Here is an 18,953-nt window from a genome sequence, read left to right on the forward strand (position 1 = left end):
GTGATCCTCCCCGTGGATCGCGCGGCGTCAATGCCCCTTGCCGAGCAGGCGCGACAGCACCGGAATGACCGCCACGCCGACCGCGAGCCCGACGACGCCGGACAGCCCGGCTTCCACCACCCAGCCGACGAAGCCACCGCCCACCGCCAGCCCCGCACCATGCACCCAATGCGCCGGCGCGGTCAGGCCGAAGACTTCCAGCCCGTGCAGGATGATGCCGCCGCCGACCCAGATCATCGCGACGGTGCCGACGATGGACAGCACTTTGAGCACCTTCGGCATGCCGCGCACCAGCAGCGCGCCGGAGCCCATGCCGCGGCGTACCATCGCCGCACCCACGTCATCCGCCTTCACGATCATCGCGACGACGCCATAGACGCCGACCGTGATGCCGAGGCCGACAACGGCGAGTGCTGCCGCCTGCGTCCAGACATTCGCTGCCGGCATGGTCGCGAGCGCGATGGCCATGATCTCGGCCGAGAGGATGAAGTCGGTCTTGATCGCGCCCCTCACGCGCGTGTCCTCCAACTGCTTCGCATCCATCGGCACGGTGGAGGATTGCGCCTGTTCGGGATGGGGGCGCATCCATTCCAGCACCTTCTCCGCACCTTCGAAGCACAGGTAGATGCCGCCCAGCGTCAGCAGCGGCGTGATGAGCCAGGGCGCGAAGGCCGAGAGCAGCAGGGCCGTCGGCAGCAGGATGACGAACTTGTTGAACAGCGAGCCGAGTGCGATGCGCCCGATGATCGGTAGTTCGCGCTTCGCGTCGAAGCCCACGACGTAGCGCGGCGTGACCGCGGCATCGTCGATCACCACACCCGCCGCCTTGGCTCCGGCCTTGACGGATTGTGCAGCGATATCGTCGATCGAGGCCGCCGCGACCTTGGCGATGGCGGCAACGTCGTCCAGCAGTGCCAGAAGGCCTGTGCTCATGCGGTGATTCCCGGCTGCTTGCGCTTGATGCGGCGCATCATGGCACAGGCACGGTTGCGTCGTCGCCACGAGAGCCTACTGGAGGGGCGCTGCCCCTCCAGACCACCCCGCCAGGGGGCAGCGGCCCCCTGGACCGCGGGGAATTGGCGGCGAGCCCGGCGCCAGGAATCGGCATTCCAAATGCCACTGGCATTTGGCGGGGAGAGGTTTGGAGAGGGGCGGCGCCCCTCTCCAACGCGCCTCACACGATCCCGGCCTGCCGCGCCTTTGTGATCTCCTCCGGCGACATGCCGGCAAACTCCGTCAGCACCGCATCGGTGTCGCCGCCTGGCGCCGGGATGCCGTGCCGCACCGTTGCCGGCGTCGCCGACAGATGCAGCGGGGAAGCGACGACGCGCACCGTCCGACCCGCATGGTGCGGGATCTCGATGATGGACCCGCGCGCCGCGACATGCGGATCGGCCTCGAAATCCTGGGCGGTGTTGATGGGGCCGGAGGTGATCTTCGCTTCCTCCAGCTTCTCCAGCCATTCGGCGCGTGGGCGCGTCCTCAGCAGGGTGCGCATGCGGTCGAGCAGCGCGGCGCGGTGTTCCGCGCGGTCGCGCGCACGCTTGAAGCGCGGGTCCTCCGACCATTCGGGGTGGCCGAGTGCCGCGGCCAGCCGCACGAATTCGCGATCGTTCAGCACGCCGATGACGAATTTCGCGTCCGAGCCGTCGAAGACGCCGTAGGGGACGGCGACGGGGCTGTCATTGCCGCTGCGCGGGAACAGCCGCCCGGCATTCAGCCAGGAGGACATCGGCGCTTGCATCAGGGACGCCATGGTCTCGAACAGGTTCACGTCGATCGCCTGGCCTTCGCCCGTCGCGTCGCGGTGACGCAGCGCGGCGAGGATGGACACGGCCGCGGCGAAGCCGGTGAACATGTCGGCGACCGGCACGCCGACGCGCTGCGGCCCGCCGCCGGGTGTGCCATCGGCCTCCCCCGTCACTTCCATCAGCCCGGCCATGGCCTGGGCAACGAAGTCGTAGCCCGAGCGCCCGGCATAGGGTCCGGACTGGCCGAAGCCGGTGACCGAGCAGTAGATCAGGCGCGGATTGATCGCGCGCAAGTCGTCGTAGCCAAGGCCGTAGCGGGCGAGGGTGCCGGGGCGGAAATTCTCGATCAGCACATCGGCGTTCGCGACCATGCGCTTGAGGATCGCAGCCCCTTCGGGCTTGGAGAAGTCGACGGAGACCGACCGCTTGTTGCGGTTCAGCGTGACGAAATAGGCACTGTCGTCGGTCCCCGGCACGAAGGGCGGGCCGAGCGCGCGCAAATCGTCGCCATCGCCGCGCCGTTCGACCTTGGCGATATCGGCGCCGAGGTCGCCCAGCATCTGCGCGCAGAGCGGTCCGGCCACCACCCGCGTCAGATCGATCACGCGCAGGCCGTCCAGGGCGCCGACCATGTTTCCTCCCTTCGGAATCATGCCGCAGGGTGGCGCAGGACGGGCGCGGCGCAAAGCCCGGCTGGCGCGCCCGTCCGCCGCATAGCAGGATGCGCGCAACGAATTCGGGAGGATCACCATGTTGCATCGCCGGGCCGCGATGACCGCCGCCGCCACGCTTGTCGCCGCACCGTCGCTGCGCGCGCAGGACCGCTTTCCGTCGCGGGCCGTGCGCGTCGTCGTTCCCTTCGCACCGGGCGGGCCGACCGATGTCTTCGCGCGGCGCTTCGTCGACCGCTTCCAGCGCGCGCTCGGCCAGACCGTGGTGATCGAGAACAAGGCCGGCGCCGGCGGGATGCTCGGCGCGCAGGATGTCGCGCGGTCGCGCCCGGATGGGTATTCGCTGATCTTCCATGCGTCGTCCTCGGCGCTGACCAGCCCGTTGGTGTACCGCCGGCCGCTCTACGACCCGGTGAAGGATTTCGAGCAGATCTCGCTGCTCGGCGTGGTGCCCTTCGTGCTCGGCGTCGGGCCGCAGACCGGGGCGCGCACGACGGCGGAACTGGTGGCGAAGCTCCGGGAACGGCCGGGCGCGCTGTCCTACGGTTCGTCGGGCGTCGGCACGTCCAATCACCTGGCGGGCGCGCTGTTCCTCGCCCGCGCGGGAGAACTGCGCGCCGAGCACATCCCCTATCGCGGCTCCGGCCCGGCGATCCAGGACCTGGTGGCCGGCACCACGGCCTTCCAGGTCGATACCTTCGGCACGTTATATGAGCTGCACCGCGACCGCCGCATCCGCATCGTCGGCGTGATGCACCCCACACGCAGCGCGGTGGATCGCGACATCCCCACGCTCGCCGAACAGGGCATTACCGGGGCGGAGGCGAGCACCTTCAACATCCTTGCCGCGCCCGCCGGCACGCCGCCGGAGGTGATGGCGGTGCTGTCCGATGCGACCCGCCGCGTCATGGGGGACAGCGCCTTCCAGCAGGAACTTCTCGGCATCGGCATCGAGCCGGAGGCGGATACCAGCCCGCGCCGCGCCCTGACCTTCCTGGCCGGCGAGGTCGAGAAGTGGCGCGTCGTCGTCCAGGCCGCCGGTGTTTCCATCGAGTGATGGACGCGCCGGCGCGGGGCGTGCTGGTCTGCGCGCCATGATCCGCGCCCTGATGCTTGCCGCCCTCGCCCTGTTGCCGCTGCCTGCGCTGGCGCAGACCGGCCCGTCCTTCGACTGTCGCCAGGCCCGTGCCTGGGACGAGCGCCAGATCTGCACCCAGGCCGACCTTGCCGAACTCGACCGCCGCATCGCCGCCGCCTGGCGGACGGTGACCGAGCGCGCCAGCCCCGAGGACCGCACCCGCCTGCAGGCCGAACAGCGCGCCTGGCTCACCGAACGGCGTGGCTGTGAAGGCCCGCAGGCACGGGAGGCACAATCCTGCCTGCGCCGCGTGATGCGCGCGCGTTCACGCGACCTCGATGCGCTGGCCCAGGCGGCGCCGGGGGCGGCATCCACCACCGCCGCATCGCCCGGCGCCAAGCCCGCCCCCGCGCCGGCGGCCGCCCCCGCCACCTTCCGCGCGGTGTCCTGCCCCGCCACGGCCGGCTGGGCGGCGACGCAGATCTGCGCGACGCCCGGCATGCGGGAGATGGATGCGGCGGTGGTGCGTGATGCCGAGGCGGCGCGCCCAAGGCTTGCCCGCAACCCGTCCGCGTTGGCGGAGCTGGAGACGCTGCTGGCGCGCTACGTTGCGGCGCGCGAGGCCTGCGCGCGGGCGGCGGGCCGCGTGCCGCTCGATTGCCTGCAGGAGACGATGGAGGAAACGCAGTCGGAGATCAGGCGGCGCGCGGCGGCCGGCTGACGCGCATGTCTGCGCCGCGGTGTAGCCTCGCCCTGCTCGCAATGATCGTCGCGACCCTGCCGGCCATATCGCGAAGCGAGGAACTGCCGCCGGGCTGCGCCGGCGTCTTCCGCGTGGACAATCAGTCCTCGCGGACGATCCGCAGCATCTTCGTCAGCGGCACCACCGCGAGCGATGACGACTACCGGGACCGGCTCGACGAACGGCTGCTGCCGCCGGGGTTCTCCCTGACCTTCCACTATGCCGAGGCGCCGCTGATCGACCTGACTGTCGTGCGGGATGATGGACGCCGGATCGAACGGCGCGGCATCGACATCTGCCGCCTGCCGTTCCTGATGGTGACCGATGCGGGGATCACGCCGGCCGCACGGCCGGGCGGCTTCTAGCCCTTGATCCGCGCCACCGTCGCGGTCGTCGAATTGCCCGGCAGCAACTGCGCCAAACGCACCTCGCCGCCGTAGTCCTGCACGATATCGCCGCCGACCACCTGGTCCACCGTGTAGTCGGCACCCTTCACCAGCACATCGGGCTTCAGCAGGCGGATCAGCTCGACGGGCGTGTCTTCCTCGAACAGGGTCACGCAGTCGGCGGTGGCGAGGGAGGCCAGCACCGCCGCGCGCGCGGCCTCCGACTGGATCGGCCGCGCCGGGCCCTTCAGCCGCTTCACGGAGGCATCGGAATTCAGCCCGACCACCAGCCGGTCGCACCAGGACCGCGCCTGTTCCAGCAGATGCACATGGCCGGGGTGCAGCAGGTCGAAGCAGCCATTGGTGAAGCCGATGCGCCAGCCGCGGCGGCGCCAGCGTTCCACCTGCTCGGCCGCCGCGGCGCGGGACATCACCTTGCGCAGCGCGCCGCGTTCGGGCGTCAGCGCCTCGGCCAGTTCTTCCTCCCGCACCACCGCCGTACCGACCTTGCCGACCACGATGCCGGCCGCGATGTTCGCGAGCCGTGCCGCGACCGGCAGCGATCGCCCGGACGCCATCGCCGCCGAGAGCGTCGAAACCACGGTGTCGCCGGCGCCGGAGACGTCGTGCACCTCCTCGGCCTCAGCGGGGAAATGGTGGACGATGTCGCCTTCGAGCAGCGTCATGCCGTCCTCGCTGCGCGTGACCAGCACGGCGCGGAAGCCGTGCGCATCGCGCAGCGTGCGCATGGCATCGAGGATCTGGTCCTCGGTCGCGACCGGCATGCCGGTGGCTTCCGACAGTTCGGCGCGGTTCGGCGTGATCAGGTCCGCCCCGGCATAGCGGCCATAATCGCGCCCCTTCGGGTCCACCACGACGGGTCGTCCGGCGGCATGGGCGGCGTCGATCAGGCGCTTCGACGTCTCCCCGTCCAGCACGCCCTTGCCGTAGTCGGACAGCACCAACACGGTCGTCGCCGCCACCGCGTCGCCGGCGATCTTCACCATGCGGTCGGCGAGGCGCGGGTGGATGCCCTGCACCACTTCCTGATCCGCGCGCAGCATGTGCTGGCCATTGGCGATGAAGCGCGTCTTGGTCGTGGTGTGGCGGCCGCCCTGCACCAGCAGCCACGGCTCGACGCCCGGCTGGCCACCAATCAGCCCGGTCAGGTCACTGCCGGCCTGGTCGTCGCCCACCACGGACACGAATGCCACCGCAGCACCCAGCGCGGTCAGGTTGCGCACCACGTTGCCCGCACCGCCGGGCATGGCGACCTCGCGTTCCACCGCCAGCACCGGCACCGGGGCCTCGGGGCTGATGCGGCGGACCGAGCCGTAGACGTAACGGTCCAGCATGGCGTCGCCGACCACGAGGACGGACGCCCGCCGCAGGCCGCGGATGGCCTCCGCCAGTTCGGATACGGGGATTTCCGGCATCGGCCGGTCGCCGTCGGACACGGGGCCTGTCATGCGGAAGCCCTAACCCAGCCGCGTGTTGCGATGCAAGATAACGGTCATGCGCCTGCCATGGTCAGGCCCTCGATCCGCACGGTTGGGCTGTCGGTCCCGCGGCGGAATTCCAGGTCATCGGCCGGGGTCATGTTCAGGAAGATGTCGCGAAGGTTACCGGCGATGGTCAGTTCGCTGACCGCTTCGGCCAGTTCGCCATTGCGGATCATGAAGCCCGAGGCGCCCCGGCTGTAGTCCCCAGTCACACCGTTCACGCCCATCCCGATCAGGTCGGTGACGTAAAGACCTTCCTTGATATCGGCCATCAGCGCTTCGGGCGTGACGCTGCCCGCTTCGAGCCAGAGATTGGTCGCCCCCGGCCCCGGCGGCCCGCCGGTGCCCCGGCTGGCGTGGCCGGTCGAGGCCAGCCCCAATTGCCGCGCCGACCGCCAATCCAGCAGCCAAGTCTTCAGCACGCCGTCGCCGACGACCACGCGACCCTCGCCCGGCATGCCTTCTCCATCGAAGGGCCGGGACCGCAGGCCGCGCCGCCGCAGCGGGTCGTCGCGCACCACCAGCCCCTTGGCGAGTACCTGGTCCCCCATCCGGTCCTTCAGGAAGGAGGTCCCGCGCGCCACCGCCGCGCCATTGATCGCGCCGGACAGATGGCCCAGCAGGCTGCCCGCCACGCGCTGGTCGAACACGACCGGGATGCGAGCGGTCTTCGGCCGGGTCGGGTTCAGCCGCCGCACCGCCTGTTCCGCCGCCCGCCGCCCGATCGCCACGGGGTCGCCGAGATCGGCCAAATGCACGGTCGAGGACCAGTCGTAGTCCCGCTCCATCCCCGTGCCGGTCCCCGCCACCGCGGTGGTCGAGATGGAATGCGAGGTCCGCGCATAGGTCCCGGCGAAGCCATTGGACCCGACCAGGGCGATCTCGTGCCGCGCCCAACCGGCATCGGCGCCATCCGAATTGGTGATGCCGGCTACGGCCAGCGCGGCTTCCTCGGCCGCCGCGGTGCGGGCGAGCAATGCCTCGGCGCTGGGCTCCTCGGCATCGGCGAGGTCGAGGTCATGGGCCGCGACCGGCACCGCGACCGGCAGGCCGGCGAAGGGGTCCTCCGGCACCACGCGCGCCATGGCGACGGCGCGCTCGGCGAGCGCGGCGAAGCCCTTCGGGTCCGCGTCGGTGGAGGAAACGATCGCCACGCGCTGGCCGATGAAGACGCGCAGGCCGAGGTCGAAGCCCTCGGAGCGCTCCAATTGCTCGATCGCACCAAGGCGGCGCCGCACCGACAGCGAGGTGGAGGCGACGATCAGCGCATCGGCGGCATCGGCACCGGCACGCTTCGCGGCGGCGATCAGGTCGGCAAGGCGGGTGAGGCGATCCATCGTCGTTTCCCAAGGGAGATAAAGAAAGACGGGGGAGGAACACCTCCCCCTTACCCGCCTCTGCCGAACCTGACGAAAAGGCTGTGACGGTGCCAGTAGCAATATCGTCCGCGCTGTCCAACTGGGTGCCTCCGCGCCTCAAGCAAGGCCATGAGGTACCCCACCAGCTCAGTTTCCGGCGGATCATCCGGCTGCTGGCCGGGGCCGATGATGACCCGGTCGAGCAGCGCCGGCGCCGCCTCGAGAGCTTCAGAACCGCCTTCGCCATGCATCGCTCGCCGGCGGGTACACCTCATCGCGCGTCGGTCAGTCGAGATGGATCAGGGCTTGTCCCGATGCCCGCGTCCATCGCTCCCGTGTGGCTGCCATCTAGTGCGAGTCGTCAGCGAAGTAGGCATGCTCAATAGGCAGGAGTTGAACCGCTTTCGGCGTGCCGTCGTCCATGGGACAGGAACGCATCTTGAGCCTCGCCACAGCCGCATTCGCCTCCACGGACGGCGGTCCGGCAGCACTCCGTTTGGCGGCAGCGTCCGCAGCCGGCCCCCTACCAGGAAGCCCCCAACCCCTGTCGCGCCCATAAAATCATCGGCGATCGGGCCAAGGCGCAGGATCGTCGGCTCCCCCGCCCCCGATCAGCCCAGTTGCAGGCCAAGCTGGCGGATGAGCGCGCCGAATCGCGCCTCCTCCCGCGCGACGAGCGCCACGAGCTCGGCCGGGCCGCTGCCGACCGCCTCGCCGCCCACCTCCAGCACGCGCCGGCGGAAGGCGTCCTCGTCCATGACCGACCGCACCTCGCGGGCAAGCCGGTCACGGATTGCGTCCGGCAGAGCTTTCGGCGCGACAAGGGCGGACCAGGAAGGCAGCACCACGTCCGTCATGCCCGCTTCCTCCATGGTCGGTACCTCCGGCAGGATTGGCCAGCGCCTGGGATGCGCCACGGCGAGGGCCCGCAGGTTTCCGCCGCGGATGCCGGAGATCTGCGCGGGAACGTTGCCGATCGTGTAGTCGATGCGACCGGTGATGAGGTCCGTCATGACTGCCGGGCCGCCGCCGCGATAGGGCACATGCACGGCCTCGATCCCCGCGCGTGCGGCGAAGAGGGCGGAGGCCATGTGGTCGGAGGTACCGTTCCCAGGGGTGCCGTAGGTCAGCTGCTTCGTGCGGCCCGCCTGCACCAGATCCGCTACGCTCCTCCACGGCGCGTTGCCGGAGACGACCAGCACGTTGCCGATGTCCCAGAGATGCGAGATCGGGGTGAAGTCGCGATCCGGGTCGAAGGGCAGGCGCGTATAGAGATGGCGGTTGATCGCGAGAGTGCCGATCGACGCGACGAGGAGCGTGTTGCCGTCCGGCGCCGAACGCGCGACCGCCTCCGCGCCGATGTTGCCACCTGCGCCGGCGCGGTTTTCGACCACAATCGGCTGGCCGAGCCGCGGCGACAGGGATTCGGCCAGCACGCGCGACAGCACGTCCACGGAACCGCCCGGCGCGAAGGGGACGACAAGTCGTATGGGCCGGTCCGGCCACGACTGCGCCCAGGCCGGACACGCTGCGGCAGCCGCGGCAGCAGCCATGAATCCTCGCCGCTTCATGATCATTTCCTCCTACCTATTTTCTGGCTTCCTTGTCGGGCGCGTGCCGCCGTTCTGCACCGCCCTCTCTCAGGCGCTGTCAGCCTTGCGCTCCTGCGTCCACTCGACCTGGGCGATCTCCACCTTGGGGGAAGGCGGCCACCCGTCGCCGCGCTGGCTGTTGAGGCTGCGGTGGGGCGCCCAGCGATAGGGGCGGTCCGGCCGGCCGGCAAACCGCCCATCCGCCAGCCAGGCGAGATCGGAGCCGTAGAGCTCGGCCAGCAACGCTTGCTTGAGGCGCTCCAGTTCCCCCGCGAATTCAGGCGTGGGCGCGAGGTCGGTCATCTCCCGCGGATCGGCGATGAGGTCGAAGAGCTGGAAGTGATTTCCGGTCGGGTAGTAGATCAGCTTGAAGCGCTCGTCCCGGATCATGCGAGTGGCATGGTCGTCCTCGCCGCACTCGCCGTAGAGGCGTGGCCGCTTCTCCGCACCCACCATCGACATGCCGTCCACCGTGCCGGGGATGGGGATGCCGCATAGATCCAGCAGCGTCGGCATCACGTCGGCGAAGGCAACCAGCCGGTCGTCCACGAGCCCGTCCTGTACCTTCGGGTTGCCCTTGTTGGGCATCAGGATCATCGGGATATTGGCGGAGCTCTCGTAGAAGACGCGCTTGGCCGCCATGTCGTGGTTGCCAAGCATGTCGCCATGATCCGAGGTGAAGAGGATGATGGTGTCGTCGAGGATGCCCTCCATTCTCAGCGTGCCGATGAGGTAGCGGATCTGGTGGTCGATCTGCGTGCAGAGCGCGTAGAAGGCGCGCTTCGCCGCCATCATCTGCTCCTTCGTGTAGAGCCGCGTGCGGCTCAGCAGCGCCGAGACGGCGTAGGGCAGCGCATCAGGCCGCTTCGCCCACTCGCCGACGTAGGGAGGCTCGATCTCCACGTCGCGGTACATGTCCAGATAGGCCTGGGGCGGTACCAGCGGCGGGTGCGGGTGGCGGAACCCGAGGTACCAGAAGGCCGGCCGGGTCGGATCCCGGCGCTTGATCAGGCGCGCCACGCTGCGGCTCGCCCAGGCGGTGGCGTGGTGCTCCTCCGCCAGGTGCCAGGGGCGCCAATGGTATTGGTTGTTCGACATGCCGTGGTCGAACTGCCGCCCCGCCAGCCCCTGGTCGCCCAAGTAGATGTCGTAGTCGTCGAGCGTGCCCCACATGGTCCGGCCCTCGTCGTCCAGCAGGACGGAATCGAACCCGATGCGGTCCCGCTGGGGCGTCACGTGGAGCTTGCCGACGGCATCCGCCTGGTAGCCGGCGTTGCGGAACGCCTGCGCGAGGGTTGTCACGGCAGGGAAGGTGAGAGTGTCGTCGAAGACCCGGTCGCCATGGCTGCGCGGGCTCATCCCTGTCATCAACGTGCGGCGCGCGGGGATGCAGACGGGGCACTCGGAATAGGCGTTGGTGTATCGCACGCCGCAGGACGCGATCTCGTTCAGCCCGCCCGTGATGATTGCCGGGTTTCCCGCGAAGCCGAGATGCTCCGCTGCCCAATGATCGGCGCAGATCAGGAGGACGTTGGGCCGACGGTCACTCATGCGGGCGTCTCCAGGGTCTGGTTGCGCAGGACCCTAGTCACTTGCCAGCGACGCCTGAAGTGAAGTATTCGCCGGGGGTCATTCCGCAATGGAATGGGCTCGGGACACTCATGCCGAACAGGATCGGCCTGCACCACCTGCGGGCGTACCAGGCTGTCATGGCCGGGGGCAGTGTGACGGCAGCGGCCGAGCGGCTGAACCTCACGCAATCCACCATCAGCAAGCAGATCCTCTCCCTTGAGCAGCAGTTGAAGGTTCGACTGTTCGACCGGCGGAGCGGCCGCCTGCTGGCACCGACGCGGGAGGGCATTGCCTTCTTCAAGGCGGTGGAGGGCACGATTTCCGCCCTGAACGAGATCGACGGCGTCGCGCAGGACATCGCCCGGCACGGGCGCCGGCGACTGCGACTGGCGGCCACCCCGCCGCTGATCAACAGCCAGGTCGTGATGCGCACGATGCGACGCTTCCTGGAGCAGTTTCCCGGCGTCGAGGTCGCGCTCGAGCCGCGCCACCGGCTCGACATCGAGGACTGGCTGGCCCACCGCCAGATCGATATCGCCCTGGCCCTGCTGCCTGCCACGAATCCGACGCTGCGGACGATCCCTCTCATTGAGATCCCGGCGGTCGCGGTCCTCGCGCAGACTCATCCCCTGGCCGCGCAGGATCGCCTCTGCCCGCGCCTCGTGGCGGGGGAGCGCCTTATCCTGCCGAGCCACCAGCCGATGCGGACGCGGATCGACGCGGCGCTCGAAAGGCTGGGCTTCCCGCTCGCAGCCACGCTGCAATCCTCCTCGACGCTCACCTGCTGCCGGCTGGCCTCGGAGGGGCTTGGCATCGCCATCTGCGACCCGTTCAGCCCGACGGCCTTCCCGGGCCAGGGGCTTGTCGTCAGGCCGTGGGACCCGGAGGTGCGGCTGACCTACGGCGTCCTTCTGAGCCCCGAGATGAGGATCACGGATGCCGCGGAGGCGTTCCTCGATCTCCTCAAAGGCGAGCTCGAAGTGCTCGGCGCCGCCCGGTGACAGCGAAGTCGGTCTGCCGTGGGGCCCTCGTTCGGCCTCTGATCCCACGAAGCGAGCCATGCCTCTCGTTCGCCGCGTGCGGATGGGCGCATGTTGGGACATGTCCCCGTCCCGGCGCCGCTCCGCTCGGCTCGTTGGGCCGCCGGCCGACCGACGTGTTTGCCCACCGCCTGCGTTTCGAAAGCGGAGACTTTGGATGAGCCAGCCCCAGAAAACGTCCTGCTGCGTTCCAGGGCACGGGCGGGGGCCCGAAGCCACCCCCGTCCCGCCGACGATCCCCGGTGGTTGGGACAAGGCGGTCATCCTTTCCATCCCGGGCGGGCCAGCGACGGTTGGCACGGACCGGCCCGAGCTCGGCATGGATGGGGAAGGACCAGCGCGCCGCGTCGTAGTTGCCCCCTTCCGCATCGACGCGCACGCCGTGTGCACCGCGCGCTTCGCAACCTTCGTCGAGGCAACGGGATACCGGACGGATGCCGAACGCTTCGGCTGGTCCTTCGTCTTCCAAGGCTTCCTGCCGAGGGAAGCCCAGCACGAGGCGCCGGAGGGCGCGACCTGGTGGCGCAAGGTGGATGGCGCGGACTGGGCGCATCCGGAGGGACCGGGCTCGTCGACCGATGACCGGCCGGACCATCCGGTGGTCCATATCTCCTGGAACGACGCCGCGGCCTTCGCGGCCTGGGCTGGCGGGCGGCTGCCGACCGAGACGGAGTGGGAATATGCCGCGAAGGGGGGCGACGACGCGGCGCGCTTCCCCTGGGGCGGAACAGAGCCGAACGATGCCGACACCACGCCCTGCAATATCTGGCAGGGCCACTTCCCAACGCGGAACACGGGACTGGACGGCTTCGTGGGCACCGCACCGGTGGATAGCTTCGCGCCGAACGGCTTCGGCCTGTACAATGCTTGCGGCAATGTATGGGAATGGTGCGCCGACAGGTTCCGGGTGCGGTCGCTCTCCCGCGCGGGGAAGGCCCGGAACGCCGAGGCTCAGTCGGAGCGGGAGCGGGTGATGAAGGGCGGCTCCTACCTCTGCCACCGCAGCTACTGCTACCGCTACAGGATCGCGGCGCGTTCCGGCCGCTCGCCCGATACCTCCGCCGGACATACGGGCTTCCGCGTCGCCTACGACGACCGGCCCGGCAGGGCGCCGGCCGGCTGATTGGCAGCGACCTCGCGGGATGCGTCTGACCGGCCCCCACGAGCGTGCCCGGACGGAAATTTCGTGGCGCCCGATGCGAGCCGGGGCTGAACCGGAAGGCGTGGAGCCTGTCGGTAACAGCGGTAGAGGCGTCAAAGGCGCGGCTGACGCGCCGCATCTCGCTTCGGATCGGGCCTCAGCGGGGGTCACGCGGTACTCTCCGCGCGCGTAACCGTTCGCTCCGAAGCACCGCCAGGCCAAGCGAAGGCCGCGATCATCTTGTTGCATTCTGAGCGCCAGCAGGTCGACACCCGCGCGGGTGGAAGCGGCCGACCCCGTCACCGAGCAGTGTCCGGCCGCCATGGTCGGAAATGTCGCCATCCGGTAGCCTCCCCAGTGGATCGCCCGTACGGGGCGGATCTGTAGGCCTTGGGGGATATGCGGACATGGCGTTGAAGCGCATGGCGCTCGAGATCGGGATGGGCACCGATATTCGTGGCGCGGACTACACCAAGGCAGCGGTTCGCGCACTCCGCGATGCGCTATGGCACAACTCGCTCTCGATCGGCGCCGTCGTGAATCAGCCCGTAGATGCGATGCAGGTTGAAGTCCTGATTGGGGTTCCCAAGCCAGATCAGATCGACAAAGCCGAGGTGCTCGCCATCCTGCCTCATGGCACGGGCGTCGTGACCGTCGTGCAAGGGGGCCTCGAAATCCCCAACGACGAAGGCACCGGCGTGACCGTCATCGCCAATTGCTGCGCCATCGTGCGGCTCGATATCTAGGACGCCCGGACCATGGCCATGAAGCGCATCATCCTGGAAATGGGCACCGGCAACGACCTGCATGGGGGCGACTACACGAAGGCGGCCCTGCGCGCGGTGCAGGATGCCCTGCACCATTCCTCTCTGGCATTCATCCGCACGCTGGGCCTCGACATCACGACCATGCAGGTGGAGGTCATCATCGGTGTGCAGCGGCCCGAACAGGTCGATATCGAAGCGGTCCGCAAATCCCTGCCCTACGGCATCGTCACCGCCAAGGCCGTCAAGGGAGGCCTGGACGTGCCGCAGGAGGAGAACCACGACCTTGCCGTGATAGCTTCCGCGGCCATTGCGGTTCGGTTCGACCTGCCTTGACCGGTTCCGCCTGACCTGGCTCGGTCATATCGGAACACGGCGCGGATTGGCGACGACACCGGGCCGGGCTTCTCGGAGGCGTTGCGTGACCCTGAGGCTTGGCGCCGGCGTGATCCATACCGTCCGTGCGGCGTCGGTCGCGGCGCTTGGGTGCTTGGCAGATCTGAGGGCGCTGCCTGCACGCGGAGGCGCTACGACCGAGACAACGCGAAGGTTCGGTAGTCAGGCAGCCGCTGGTTCCGAACAGGTGCCCGCTTCTGAGACGATTGCCGATCGCAGCCCTTCCCGGAAAGCTGATCCAGACGCCGCGGCCGACGACGCCGCAAGCACCGCGATCGACAGGAGCCGCTCGCCTGCTTGATCTCGGCTGACATCTCGACATCCGGTATGGACAGGTTGGAGGCGCCGGGCAGCCGAATGTAGCGCCGCCGCGCGGTTCTCAATCCGGACTCGCCAGGACCTCGGCCTCTGCAGAAGGTCGCACGTTTGGTCCCCTGAGGGCGCGCAACTGCCTCACGATGGAACTAGCCAGCGCGGCGGCGGCCGGCGTGAGCTTCCTTCCGGGTCTCCTGGCCAAATAGATGTTGCGCCAGACCGCGGGTTGCAGGGGACGGAAGGCGAGGACCTTGTCCCTGATCATCGGACGGGCCGCGAGGGCCGGGAGGATGGCAATGCCCAGGCCCGCCTCGATGAGGCTGGGCAGCGCGGACACGCTCGAGACCTCATGGCGTGCGCGTTGCAGGCCGGCTCCCTCGGCCTTGGCATAGTCCATCACCAGCCGGATGCCGTTCTGGGCGCTGAGCCCGATCGTCGCCTCGCCGTCGAGCTCGGACCATGGCAGGGGCTTTGAGGCACGGGCCAGGCGATGGTCCGCGGGGCAGACAAATCCGAAGCGGTCGGCAACGAGGGGCACCGCTTCCAACAGGGGATCGGGCCGCGGCAGGGTCGTGACCGCGAAATCCACCTCACCGGTCGTGACGCGGCGCGTCGCACCGTTGGTCGGGTCCTGGAAAAGCCGAACCGAGATCTGGGGATACCGTGCCGCCAGATCGGCCAGCGCCGGGGCAAGGACGTACTCGACGAAGGAAGCGGAGGTCGCCACCGACACCAGCCCACGTTCACGCGCAGCATGGGCGCGCAGATCATCGACGGCATCCTGCATCGTCGAGAGAACCTGCGCCGCGGCGGCAGCGAAGAGCTCGCCGTGGACGGTCGGAACGACGAGGCGTGTCGAGCGATCGATCAGGCGCAAGCCGATATCGTGCTCGAGCGCCTTGATGGCAGCGGTCACCGCAGGTTGGGTGACGTGCAGCCGGGCTGCGGCGCGGGTGAAGCTCTGCTCGGTGATCACCGCGAGGAAGGCGCGCAGCTGCCTGAGGGTGATGTTGTCCTGCATAAGCTGAGCTTATCAGTCTCTAAGAATAAGCAAATGGACACGGACCTGCGGGATACCCACGCTCGTCTCCGCTGGCGGATCCCGATGTGGCGCGCACCTTTGATAAACAGGCAATCAGGCCTGCCTTCCTGGGGGGCGCCGAGTTCGCCGCCTACATCGCCGAGCAGAAGGCGCGCTGGCGTCAACTCGCGGCGCAATACGACTTCCGAACCTAGGATCGAGGAGAACGTCCATGTCTGCGGCCCTGAAAGAGGCGATCCACATCCCGAGCGAGTGGCGCGGCAGTGAGATCCGTGACCGGCAGGATTGGATCTATCACCTGACGGAGAAGGACATCGCCATGATCGACAAGGCGATGGCACATGCCGCGTCCAGGCGCGTTCCACTGTTCGAGATGAAGCAGCAGGATTTCCCCCTCGAAGCCCTGGGCGAGCGATTGACGCAACTGCGCGACGAGATCGAAGGGGGTCGCGGCTTCCAGGTCATCCGGGGTGTTCCCGTCGATCGCTACACTGCGGAGCAGAACAAGGTCCTCGCCTGGGGATTGGCGTCCCATGTCGGATCTCCGGAGCCTCAGGACCGGGAAGGACGACTGCTCCACGACATCACGGATACGGGGCAGCGCGTGGAGACCAGCGCCTCGACCCGCGGCTTCCAGACCAATGACGAACTGAACTTCCACAATGACGGCGGCGACGCCTTCTTCCTGCTCTGCCTGCGCACCGCGCGCACGGGCGGGACCAGCAAGCTCGCCAGCGTGGCGGCGCTGTTCAATGAGATCCTGGCGCGCCGGCCGGATCTGGCTGCGGTTCTGCAGGAACCTTTCCACTTCGACGCTCGCGCGCAGTCAGACCAGCGCTGCCAGGTCGTCCCGGTCTTCATCCATCACGCCGGACATCTGAGTGCACTCTACAAGCGCCGCTACATCGAAACCGCCCAGCGGTTCGAGGAGGTGCCCCGGCTTACCACGGAGCAGATCGAAGCTCTCGATCTGGTGGATGAGATCACCAACGATCCCGATTTTCAGCATTCGTTCGAGATGCAGCCGGGCGACGTGCAGATCGGCAACAACTACGCCGTGCTGCATTCGCGTACGAAGTACCAGGACCACGACGATCCCGCGCTGAGACGGCATCTCCTGCGGATCTGGATGACCCTGCCGAATGGCCGCCCATTGCCGCCGGTCTTCCGTGCGACCCGTGAATTCGGTCCGGCCTACCGGCGGCGCATGGAGGGCAACCTGGCCGCCGCCCAGTAGGAGCGAACCTGGCCGAGCGCAGCCCCTGCGGGGATGCGCTCGGCCTTCTGCGATCTTGGAGGGTCATCATGCGGCGGCAGTTTCTCTTCTCCATGCTGGCGACGGGCGTTGCGCCTTTGGTCGCCCCAAGGCGCGCGTCGGCTTCGGAGAGCTGGCCCGATCGCCCCGTCAGGCTGATCGTGCCCTATGCCCCGGGCGGGACGACCGACACGGTGGCGAGGCAGTACACGGAGTTCCTGCGGACCCGGCTGGGCCAGCCTGTCATTGTCGAGAACCGGCCGGGCGCGGCGACCAACATCGGAAGCGAAGCCGTCGTTCGATCGGCCCCCGACGGCTACACGCTGCTGCTGGGTTCGACCCTGTTGGCCAGCAATCCTACCTACGGCCCGGCGGTCCCGAGCTTCGACCCGCTGACCGCCCTGCAGCCGATCAGCCTGATCACCAACACGCCGTTCCTGATCGCGGCCAATCCCCGCTTCGCTCCCCGGAACGCCGCGGAGCTCATTGCCCTGGCCCGTAGTGAACCGGGGAAGCACACGATCAGTTCCGCCCAGCTCGATTTTCAGATCGCGCTGCTGAACCGGCGCAGCGGCATGGAGCTCGAGCATATCGGCTATCGCGGAGGGGCGCCGGCGATGACCGATGCGATCGCGGGCCAGGTCAACATGGTTTACGCGCTGATCCCGGTCCTCCTCCCTGCCGTTCGGGAAGGCCAGCTCAAGGCCATCGCCGTGACGAGCACACGACGTTCCCCGGTGCTTCCCGGGGTCGGGACCATGCTGGAAAGCGGCCAGTCCACGGCGGTTTCCGAAGCCTGGTACGGGATCTATGCGCCGGTGGGAACGCCCGGCCCGATCGTGGCCCGCCTGGCCCGGCACACAAGGGAGTTCACGGCCGATCCGACGATCGCCGCCGGGCTTGCTGCGCTGGGCATCGAGCCGATCAGTTCGACGCCGGAGGAACTCGCGGTCAGGCTCAAGGACCTGACCGAGGATTTCCGCAACCTGGTGCGCGAACTCCATTCAGGATCCCCGGGCAGCACCGCCCAGCGCTGATCACCTGCGGCTGCGTCTCAACGGCACGCGATCACAAGGCTCAGGAGAGGAAAGCCAATGTCACAAGGCACCATGGACACCGCCCTGCGCCCGGCCACCGGAGCGAATGCCTGGTACGGCCCGGAGATGGCGAAGCGATCCGACTGGATCAGGGTCCTGACACCCGCCGAGGTCGAGGAACTCGAGGCCGCGGTGAAGGAGCTCGATGCTATCGGCGTCGATATCGCCGATATCGGGCCCGATAACCTGAAGGTGCCGGGCCTGAAATTGCTGATCGACGAGGCCGGGAAGGCGGTTCTGCGCGAAACCGGCTTCATCCTGATACGCGGAATTCCGGTCGATCGCCTGACCGTCAGGCAATCCGCCATCGCGTATTTCGGGCTCGGGGCGAAGATCGGCGAACCGGTCTCGCAGAACGCGAAGGGGCACATCCTCGGTCACGTCAAAGACATCGGCATGGACTACAGCAAGCCGACGCATCGCGGCTATCAGACCGCAGCGCGGCTTCCCTATCACACGGATTCGTCCGACATTGTCGGACTGCTCTGCCTGAAGGGCGCGAAGGCCGGCGGTCTTTCAAGCATCGCGAGCTCCGCGGCGATCTACAACGAGATGGTCAAGCGCCGCCCGGACCTCGCGGCCGAGCTGATGAAGCCTGCCTACCGCGACCGCCGCGGCGAAGTGCCCGAGGGGGCTGAGGAATGGTATGCGGTGCCCGTATTCAATCCGATGCCCGATGGCAATCTGGTCACGACCTATGTTCGCAGTGCGATGCGCAAGGCCCAGCGCTTCCCGCAGGTGCCGCGTCTGTCCGCGGCGACGGAGGAGGCTTGCGACCTGCTCGACAGCCTGGCGGACAGCTCCGAGATCCACCTGGATATGGAGTTTCGCCCCGGTGACATCCAGCTTCTGAACAACCACTGGGTCCTCCACTCCCGGACGGCGTTTGAGGATTTCCCCGAACCGGAGAAGAGGCGCCATCTGCTCCGGCTGTGGCTTGCCTGCGAAGACGGGCCGGATCTGCCGGAGGTCTATACGCACGCCTGGCAGGGATCGACGGCGAACAGCCGGCCGGCCGGAATCCGTGTTCCGGGGGTGCGGCTCAACGCACCGCTCGTGGCTGAGTGATTTCACGAGCATAGAAGGCATCCCGGTGAAGGTGTCCTGCCGTTCCTTGCTTCCGCCGCTTGGTCCGTTCTGCTGGGTGCGGAAGCAACGGAAGCACAATCGCAATGGCCGACCCGACCGATCCGCCTGATCGTGCCGTATGCGGCGGGCGGCTCTCCTGGCGTCCTGGCAAGGATCCTCGCC

General features: G+C 68.5%; 18 protein-coding genes. 11 read left to right on the forward strand and 7 right to left on the reverse strand.

Features of this window, described 5'->3' with window-relative positions; genetic code table 11:
• Window positions 1-27: 27 nt before the first annotated feature.
• On the reverse strand, window positions 28-933 hold the full coding sequence (locus AC2YHJ_RS10775; protein ID WP_487395931.1) for a DUF808 domain-containing protein: 906 nt from the start codon (window positions 931-933) through the stop codon (window positions 28-30).
• Window positions 934-1,174: 241 nt separating this feature from the next.
• Window positions 1,175-2,383 (reverse strand): CaiB/BaiF CoA transferase family protein, encoded by a 1,209-nt coding sequence (locus tag AC2YHJ_RS10780; RefSeq protein ID WP_487395932.1) that lies wholly within the window; start codon window positions 2,381-2,383, stop codon window positions 1,175-1,177.
• 118 nt (window positions 2,384-2,501) lie between these two features.
• Here AC2YHJ_RS10780 and AC2YHJ_RS10785 point away from each other — a divergent pair, with 118 nt between their 5' ends.
• From AC2YHJ_RS10785 to AC2YHJ_RS10795, 3 genes are read left to right on the forward strand one after another with little or no spacing between them, the layout of a single operon-like run.
• On the forward strand, window positions 2,502-3,479 hold the full coding sequence (locus AC2YHJ_RS10785) for a Bug family tripartite tricarboxylate transporter substrate binding protein (RefSeq protein ID WP_487395933.1): 978 nt from the start codon (window positions 2,502-2,504) through the stop codon (window positions 3,477-3,479).
• Window positions 3,480-3,516: 37 nt separating this feature from the next.
• Window positions 3,517-4,221, forward strand: a complete 705-nt coding sequence (locus AC2YHJ_RS10790) for a lysozyme inhibitor LprI family protein (RefSeq protein WP_487395934.1) — start codon at window positions 3,517-3,519, stop codon at window positions 4,219-4,221.
• Between the two features lie 5 nt (window positions 4,222-4,226).
• Window positions 4,227-4,607, forward strand: coding sequence for a hypothetical protein (locus AC2YHJ_RS10795; RefSeq protein ID WP_487395936.1), 381 nt, complete (start codon window positions 4,227-4,229; stop codon window positions 4,605-4,607).
• Here the strand turns inward: AC2YHJ_RS10795 and rfaE1 are convergent.
• The 4 genes from rfaE1 to AC2YHJ_RS10815 form a co-directional block, all read right to left on the reverse strand.
• A complete protein-coding gene (gene rfaE1 / locus AC2YHJ_RS10800; protein ID WP_487396182.1) occupies window positions 4,604-6,064 on the reverse strand; it encodes a D-glycero-beta-D-manno-heptose-7-phosphate kinase in 1,461 nt (486 codons plus the stop codon). The genes AC2YHJ_RS10795 and rfaE1 overlap by 4 nt on opposite strands.
• A 77-nt stretch (window positions 6,065-6,141) precedes the next feature.
• Window positions 6,142-7,467 carry a TldD/PmbA family protein gene (locus AC2YHJ_RS10805; RefSeq protein WP_487395937.1) on the reverse strand — a complete coding sequence of 442 codons (1,326 nt, stop codon included), beginning with the start codon at window positions 7,465-7,467 and terminating at the stop codon, window positions 6,142-6,144.
• Between the two features lie 632 nt (window positions 7,468-8,099).
• Window positions 8,100-9,059 carry a Bug family tripartite tricarboxylate transporter substrate binding protein gene (locus AC2YHJ_RS10810; RefSeq protein ID WP_487395939.1) on the reverse strand — a complete coding sequence of 320 codons (960 nt, stop codon included), beginning with the start codon at window positions 9,057-9,059 and terminating at the stop codon, window positions 8,100-8,102.
• 69 nt (window positions 9,060-9,128) lie between these two features.
• On the reverse strand, window positions 9,129-10,631 hold the full coding sequence (locus tag AC2YHJ_RS10815) for a sulfatase-like hydrolase/transferase (protein WP_487395940.1): 1,503 nt from the start codon (window positions 10,629-10,631) through the stop codon (window positions 9,129-9,131).
• A 110-nt stretch (window positions 10,632-10,741) separates the two neighbouring features.
• On the opposite strand from AC2YHJ_RS10815, the gene AC2YHJ_RS10820 reads away from it, so the two are divergent.
• The 4 genes from AC2YHJ_RS10820 to AC2YHJ_RS10835 all read left to right on the forward strand — a co-directional run bounded on the left by AC2YHJ_RS10820 (window position 10,742) and on the right by AC2YHJ_RS10835 (window position 13,933).
• Complete coding sequence (locus AC2YHJ_RS10820) at window positions 10,742-11,653, forward strand: LysR substrate-binding domain-containing protein (protein ID WP_487395941.1); 912 nt, start codon at window positions 10,742-10,744, stop codon at window positions 11,651-11,653.
• A 196-nt stretch (window positions 11,654-11,849) separates the two neighbouring features.
• Window positions 11,850-12,815 carry a formylglycine-generating enzyme family protein gene (locus AC2YHJ_RS10825; RefSeq protein WP_487395942.1) on the forward strand — a complete coding sequence of 322 codons (966 nt, stop codon included), beginning with the start codon at window positions 11,850-11,852 and terminating at the stop codon, window positions 12,813-12,815.
• Window positions 12,816-13,240: 425 nt separating this feature from the next.
• Window positions 13,241-13,579, forward strand: coding sequence for a Lin0512 family protein (locus AC2YHJ_RS10830; protein WP_487395944.1), 339 nt, complete (start codon window positions 13,241-13,243; stop codon window positions 13,577-13,579).
• Window positions 13,580-13,597: 18 nt separating this feature from the next.
• Window positions 13,598-13,933, forward strand: coding sequence for a Lin0512 family protein (locus tag AC2YHJ_RS10835; protein ID WP_487395945.1), 336 nt, complete (start codon window positions 13,598-13,600; stop codon window positions 13,931-13,933).
• 439 nt (window positions 13,934-14,372) lie between these two features.
• Here AC2YHJ_RS10835 and AC2YHJ_RS10840 read toward each other — a convergent pair whose 3' ends face one another.
• A complete protein-coding gene (locus tag AC2YHJ_RS10840; RefSeq protein ID WP_487395946.1) occupies window positions 14,373-15,329 on the reverse strand; it encodes a LysR family transcriptional regulator in 957 nt (318 codons plus the stop codon).
• Between the two features lie 86 nt (window positions 15,330-15,415).
• On the opposite strand from AC2YHJ_RS10840, the gene AC2YHJ_RS10845 reads away from it, so the two are divergent.
• From AC2YHJ_RS10845 to AC2YHJ_RS10860, 4 genes are all read left to right on the forward strand, one after another.
• Complete coding sequence (locus AC2YHJ_RS10845) at window positions 15,416-15,544, forward strand: hypothetical protein (RefSeq protein WP_487395947.1); 129 nt, start codon at window positions 15,416-15,418, stop codon at window positions 15,542-15,544.
• 17 nt (window positions 15,545-15,561) lie between these two features.
• The gene (locus AC2YHJ_RS10850) at window positions 15,562-16,587 is read left to right on the forward strand and encodes a TauD/TfdA family dioxygenase (protein WP_487395948.1); all 1,026 of its coding nucleotides are present in this window, start codon (window positions 15,562-15,564) and stop codon (window positions 16,585-16,587) included.
• A gap of 68 nt (window positions 16,588-16,655) precedes the next feature.
• Window positions 16,656-17,642: a Bug family tripartite tricarboxylate transporter substrate binding protein gene (locus tag AC2YHJ_RS10855; protein ID WP_487395950.1), complete on the forward strand. Its 987-nt coding sequence runs from the start codon at window positions 16,656-16,658 to the stop codon at window positions 17,640-17,642.
• A gap of 72 nt (window positions 17,643-17,714) precedes the next feature.
• Window positions 17,715-18,770: a TauD/TfdA family dioxygenase gene (locus tag AC2YHJ_RS10860; RefSeq protein ID WP_487395951.1), complete on the forward strand. Its 1,056-nt coding sequence runs from the start codon at window positions 17,715-17,717 to the stop codon at window positions 18,768-18,770.
• Window positions 18,771-18,953: the final 183 nt, after the last annotated feature.

The sequence above is a fragment of the Roseomonas sp. SRI_022 genome (genome assembly GCF_057586215.1).

What these genes read in the sequence shown, in the direction of transcription:
- AC2YHJ_RS10775 (WP_487395931.1), bottom strand. Translation starts at nt 933, where the DNA reads ATGAGCACAGGCCTTCTGGCACTGCTGGACGACGTTGCCGCCATCGCC.
- AC2YHJ_RS10780 (WP_487395932.1), bottom strand. Translation starts at nt 2,383, where the DNA reads ATGGTCGGCGCCCTGGACGGCCTGCGCGTGATCGATCTGACGCGGGTG.
- AC2YHJ_RS10785 (WP_487395933.1), top strand. Translation starts at nt 2,502, where the DNA reads ATGTTGCATCGCCGGGCCGCGATGACCGCCGCCGCCACGCTTGTCGCC.
- AC2YHJ_RS10790 (WP_487395934.1), top strand. Translation starts at nt 3,517, where the DNA reads ATGATCCGCGCCCTGATGCTTGCCGCCCTCGCCCTGTTGCCGCTGCCT.
- AC2YHJ_RS10795 (WP_487395936.1), top strand. Translation starts at nt 4,227, where the DNA reads ATGTCTGCGCCGCGGTGTAGCCTCGCCCTGCTCGCAATGATCGTCGCG.
- rfaE1 (WP_487396182.1), bottom strand. Translation starts at nt 6,064, where the DNA reads ATGCCGGAAATCCCCGTATCCGAACTGGCGGAGGCCATCCGCGGCCTG.
- AC2YHJ_RS10805 (WP_487395937.1), bottom strand. Translation starts at nt 7,467, where the DNA reads ATGGATCGCCTCACCCGCCTTGCCGACCTGATCGCCGCCGCGAAGCGT.
- AC2YHJ_RS10810 (WP_487395939.1), bottom strand. Translation starts at nt 9,059, where the DNA reads ATGAAGCGGCGAGGATTCATGGCTGCTGCCGCGGCTGCCGCAGCGTGT.
- AC2YHJ_RS10815 (WP_487395940.1), bottom strand. Translation starts at nt 10,631, where the DNA reads ATGAGTGACCGTCGGCCCAACGTCCTCCTGATCTGCGCCGATCATTGG.
- AC2YHJ_RS10820 (WP_487395941.1), top strand. Translation starts at nt 10,742, where the DNA reads ATGCCGAACAGGATCGGCCTGCACCACCTGCGGGCGTACCAGGCTGTC.
- AC2YHJ_RS10825 (WP_487395942.1), top strand. Translation starts at nt 11,850, where the DNA reads ATGAGCCAGCCCCAGAAAACGTCCTGCTGCGTTCCAGGGCACGGGCGG.
- AC2YHJ_RS10830 (WP_487395944.1), top strand. Translation starts at nt 13,241, where the DNA reads ATGGCGTTGAAGCGCATGGCGCTCGAGATCGGGATGGGCACCGATATT.
- AC2YHJ_RS10835 (WP_487395945.1), top strand. Translation starts at nt 13,598, where the DNA reads ATGAAGCGCATCATCCTGGAAATGGGCACCGGCAACGACCTGCATGGG.
- AC2YHJ_RS10840 (WP_487395946.1), bottom strand. Translation starts at nt 15,329, where the DNA reads ATGCAGGACAACATCACCCTCAGGCAGCTGCGCGCCTTCCTCGCGGTG.
- AC2YHJ_RS10850 (WP_487395948.1), top strand. Translation starts at nt 15,562, where the DNA reads ATGTCTGCGGCCCTGAAAGAGGCGATCCACATCCCGAGCGAGTGGCGC.
- AC2YHJ_RS10855 (WP_487395950.1), top strand. Translation starts at nt 16,656, where the DNA reads ATGCGGCGGCAGTTTCTCTTCTCCATGCTGGCGACGGGCGTTGCGCCT.
- AC2YHJ_RS10860 (WP_487395951.1), top strand. Translation starts at nt 17,715, where the DNA reads ATGGACACCGCCCTGCGCCCGGCCACCGGAGCGAATGCCTGGTACGGC.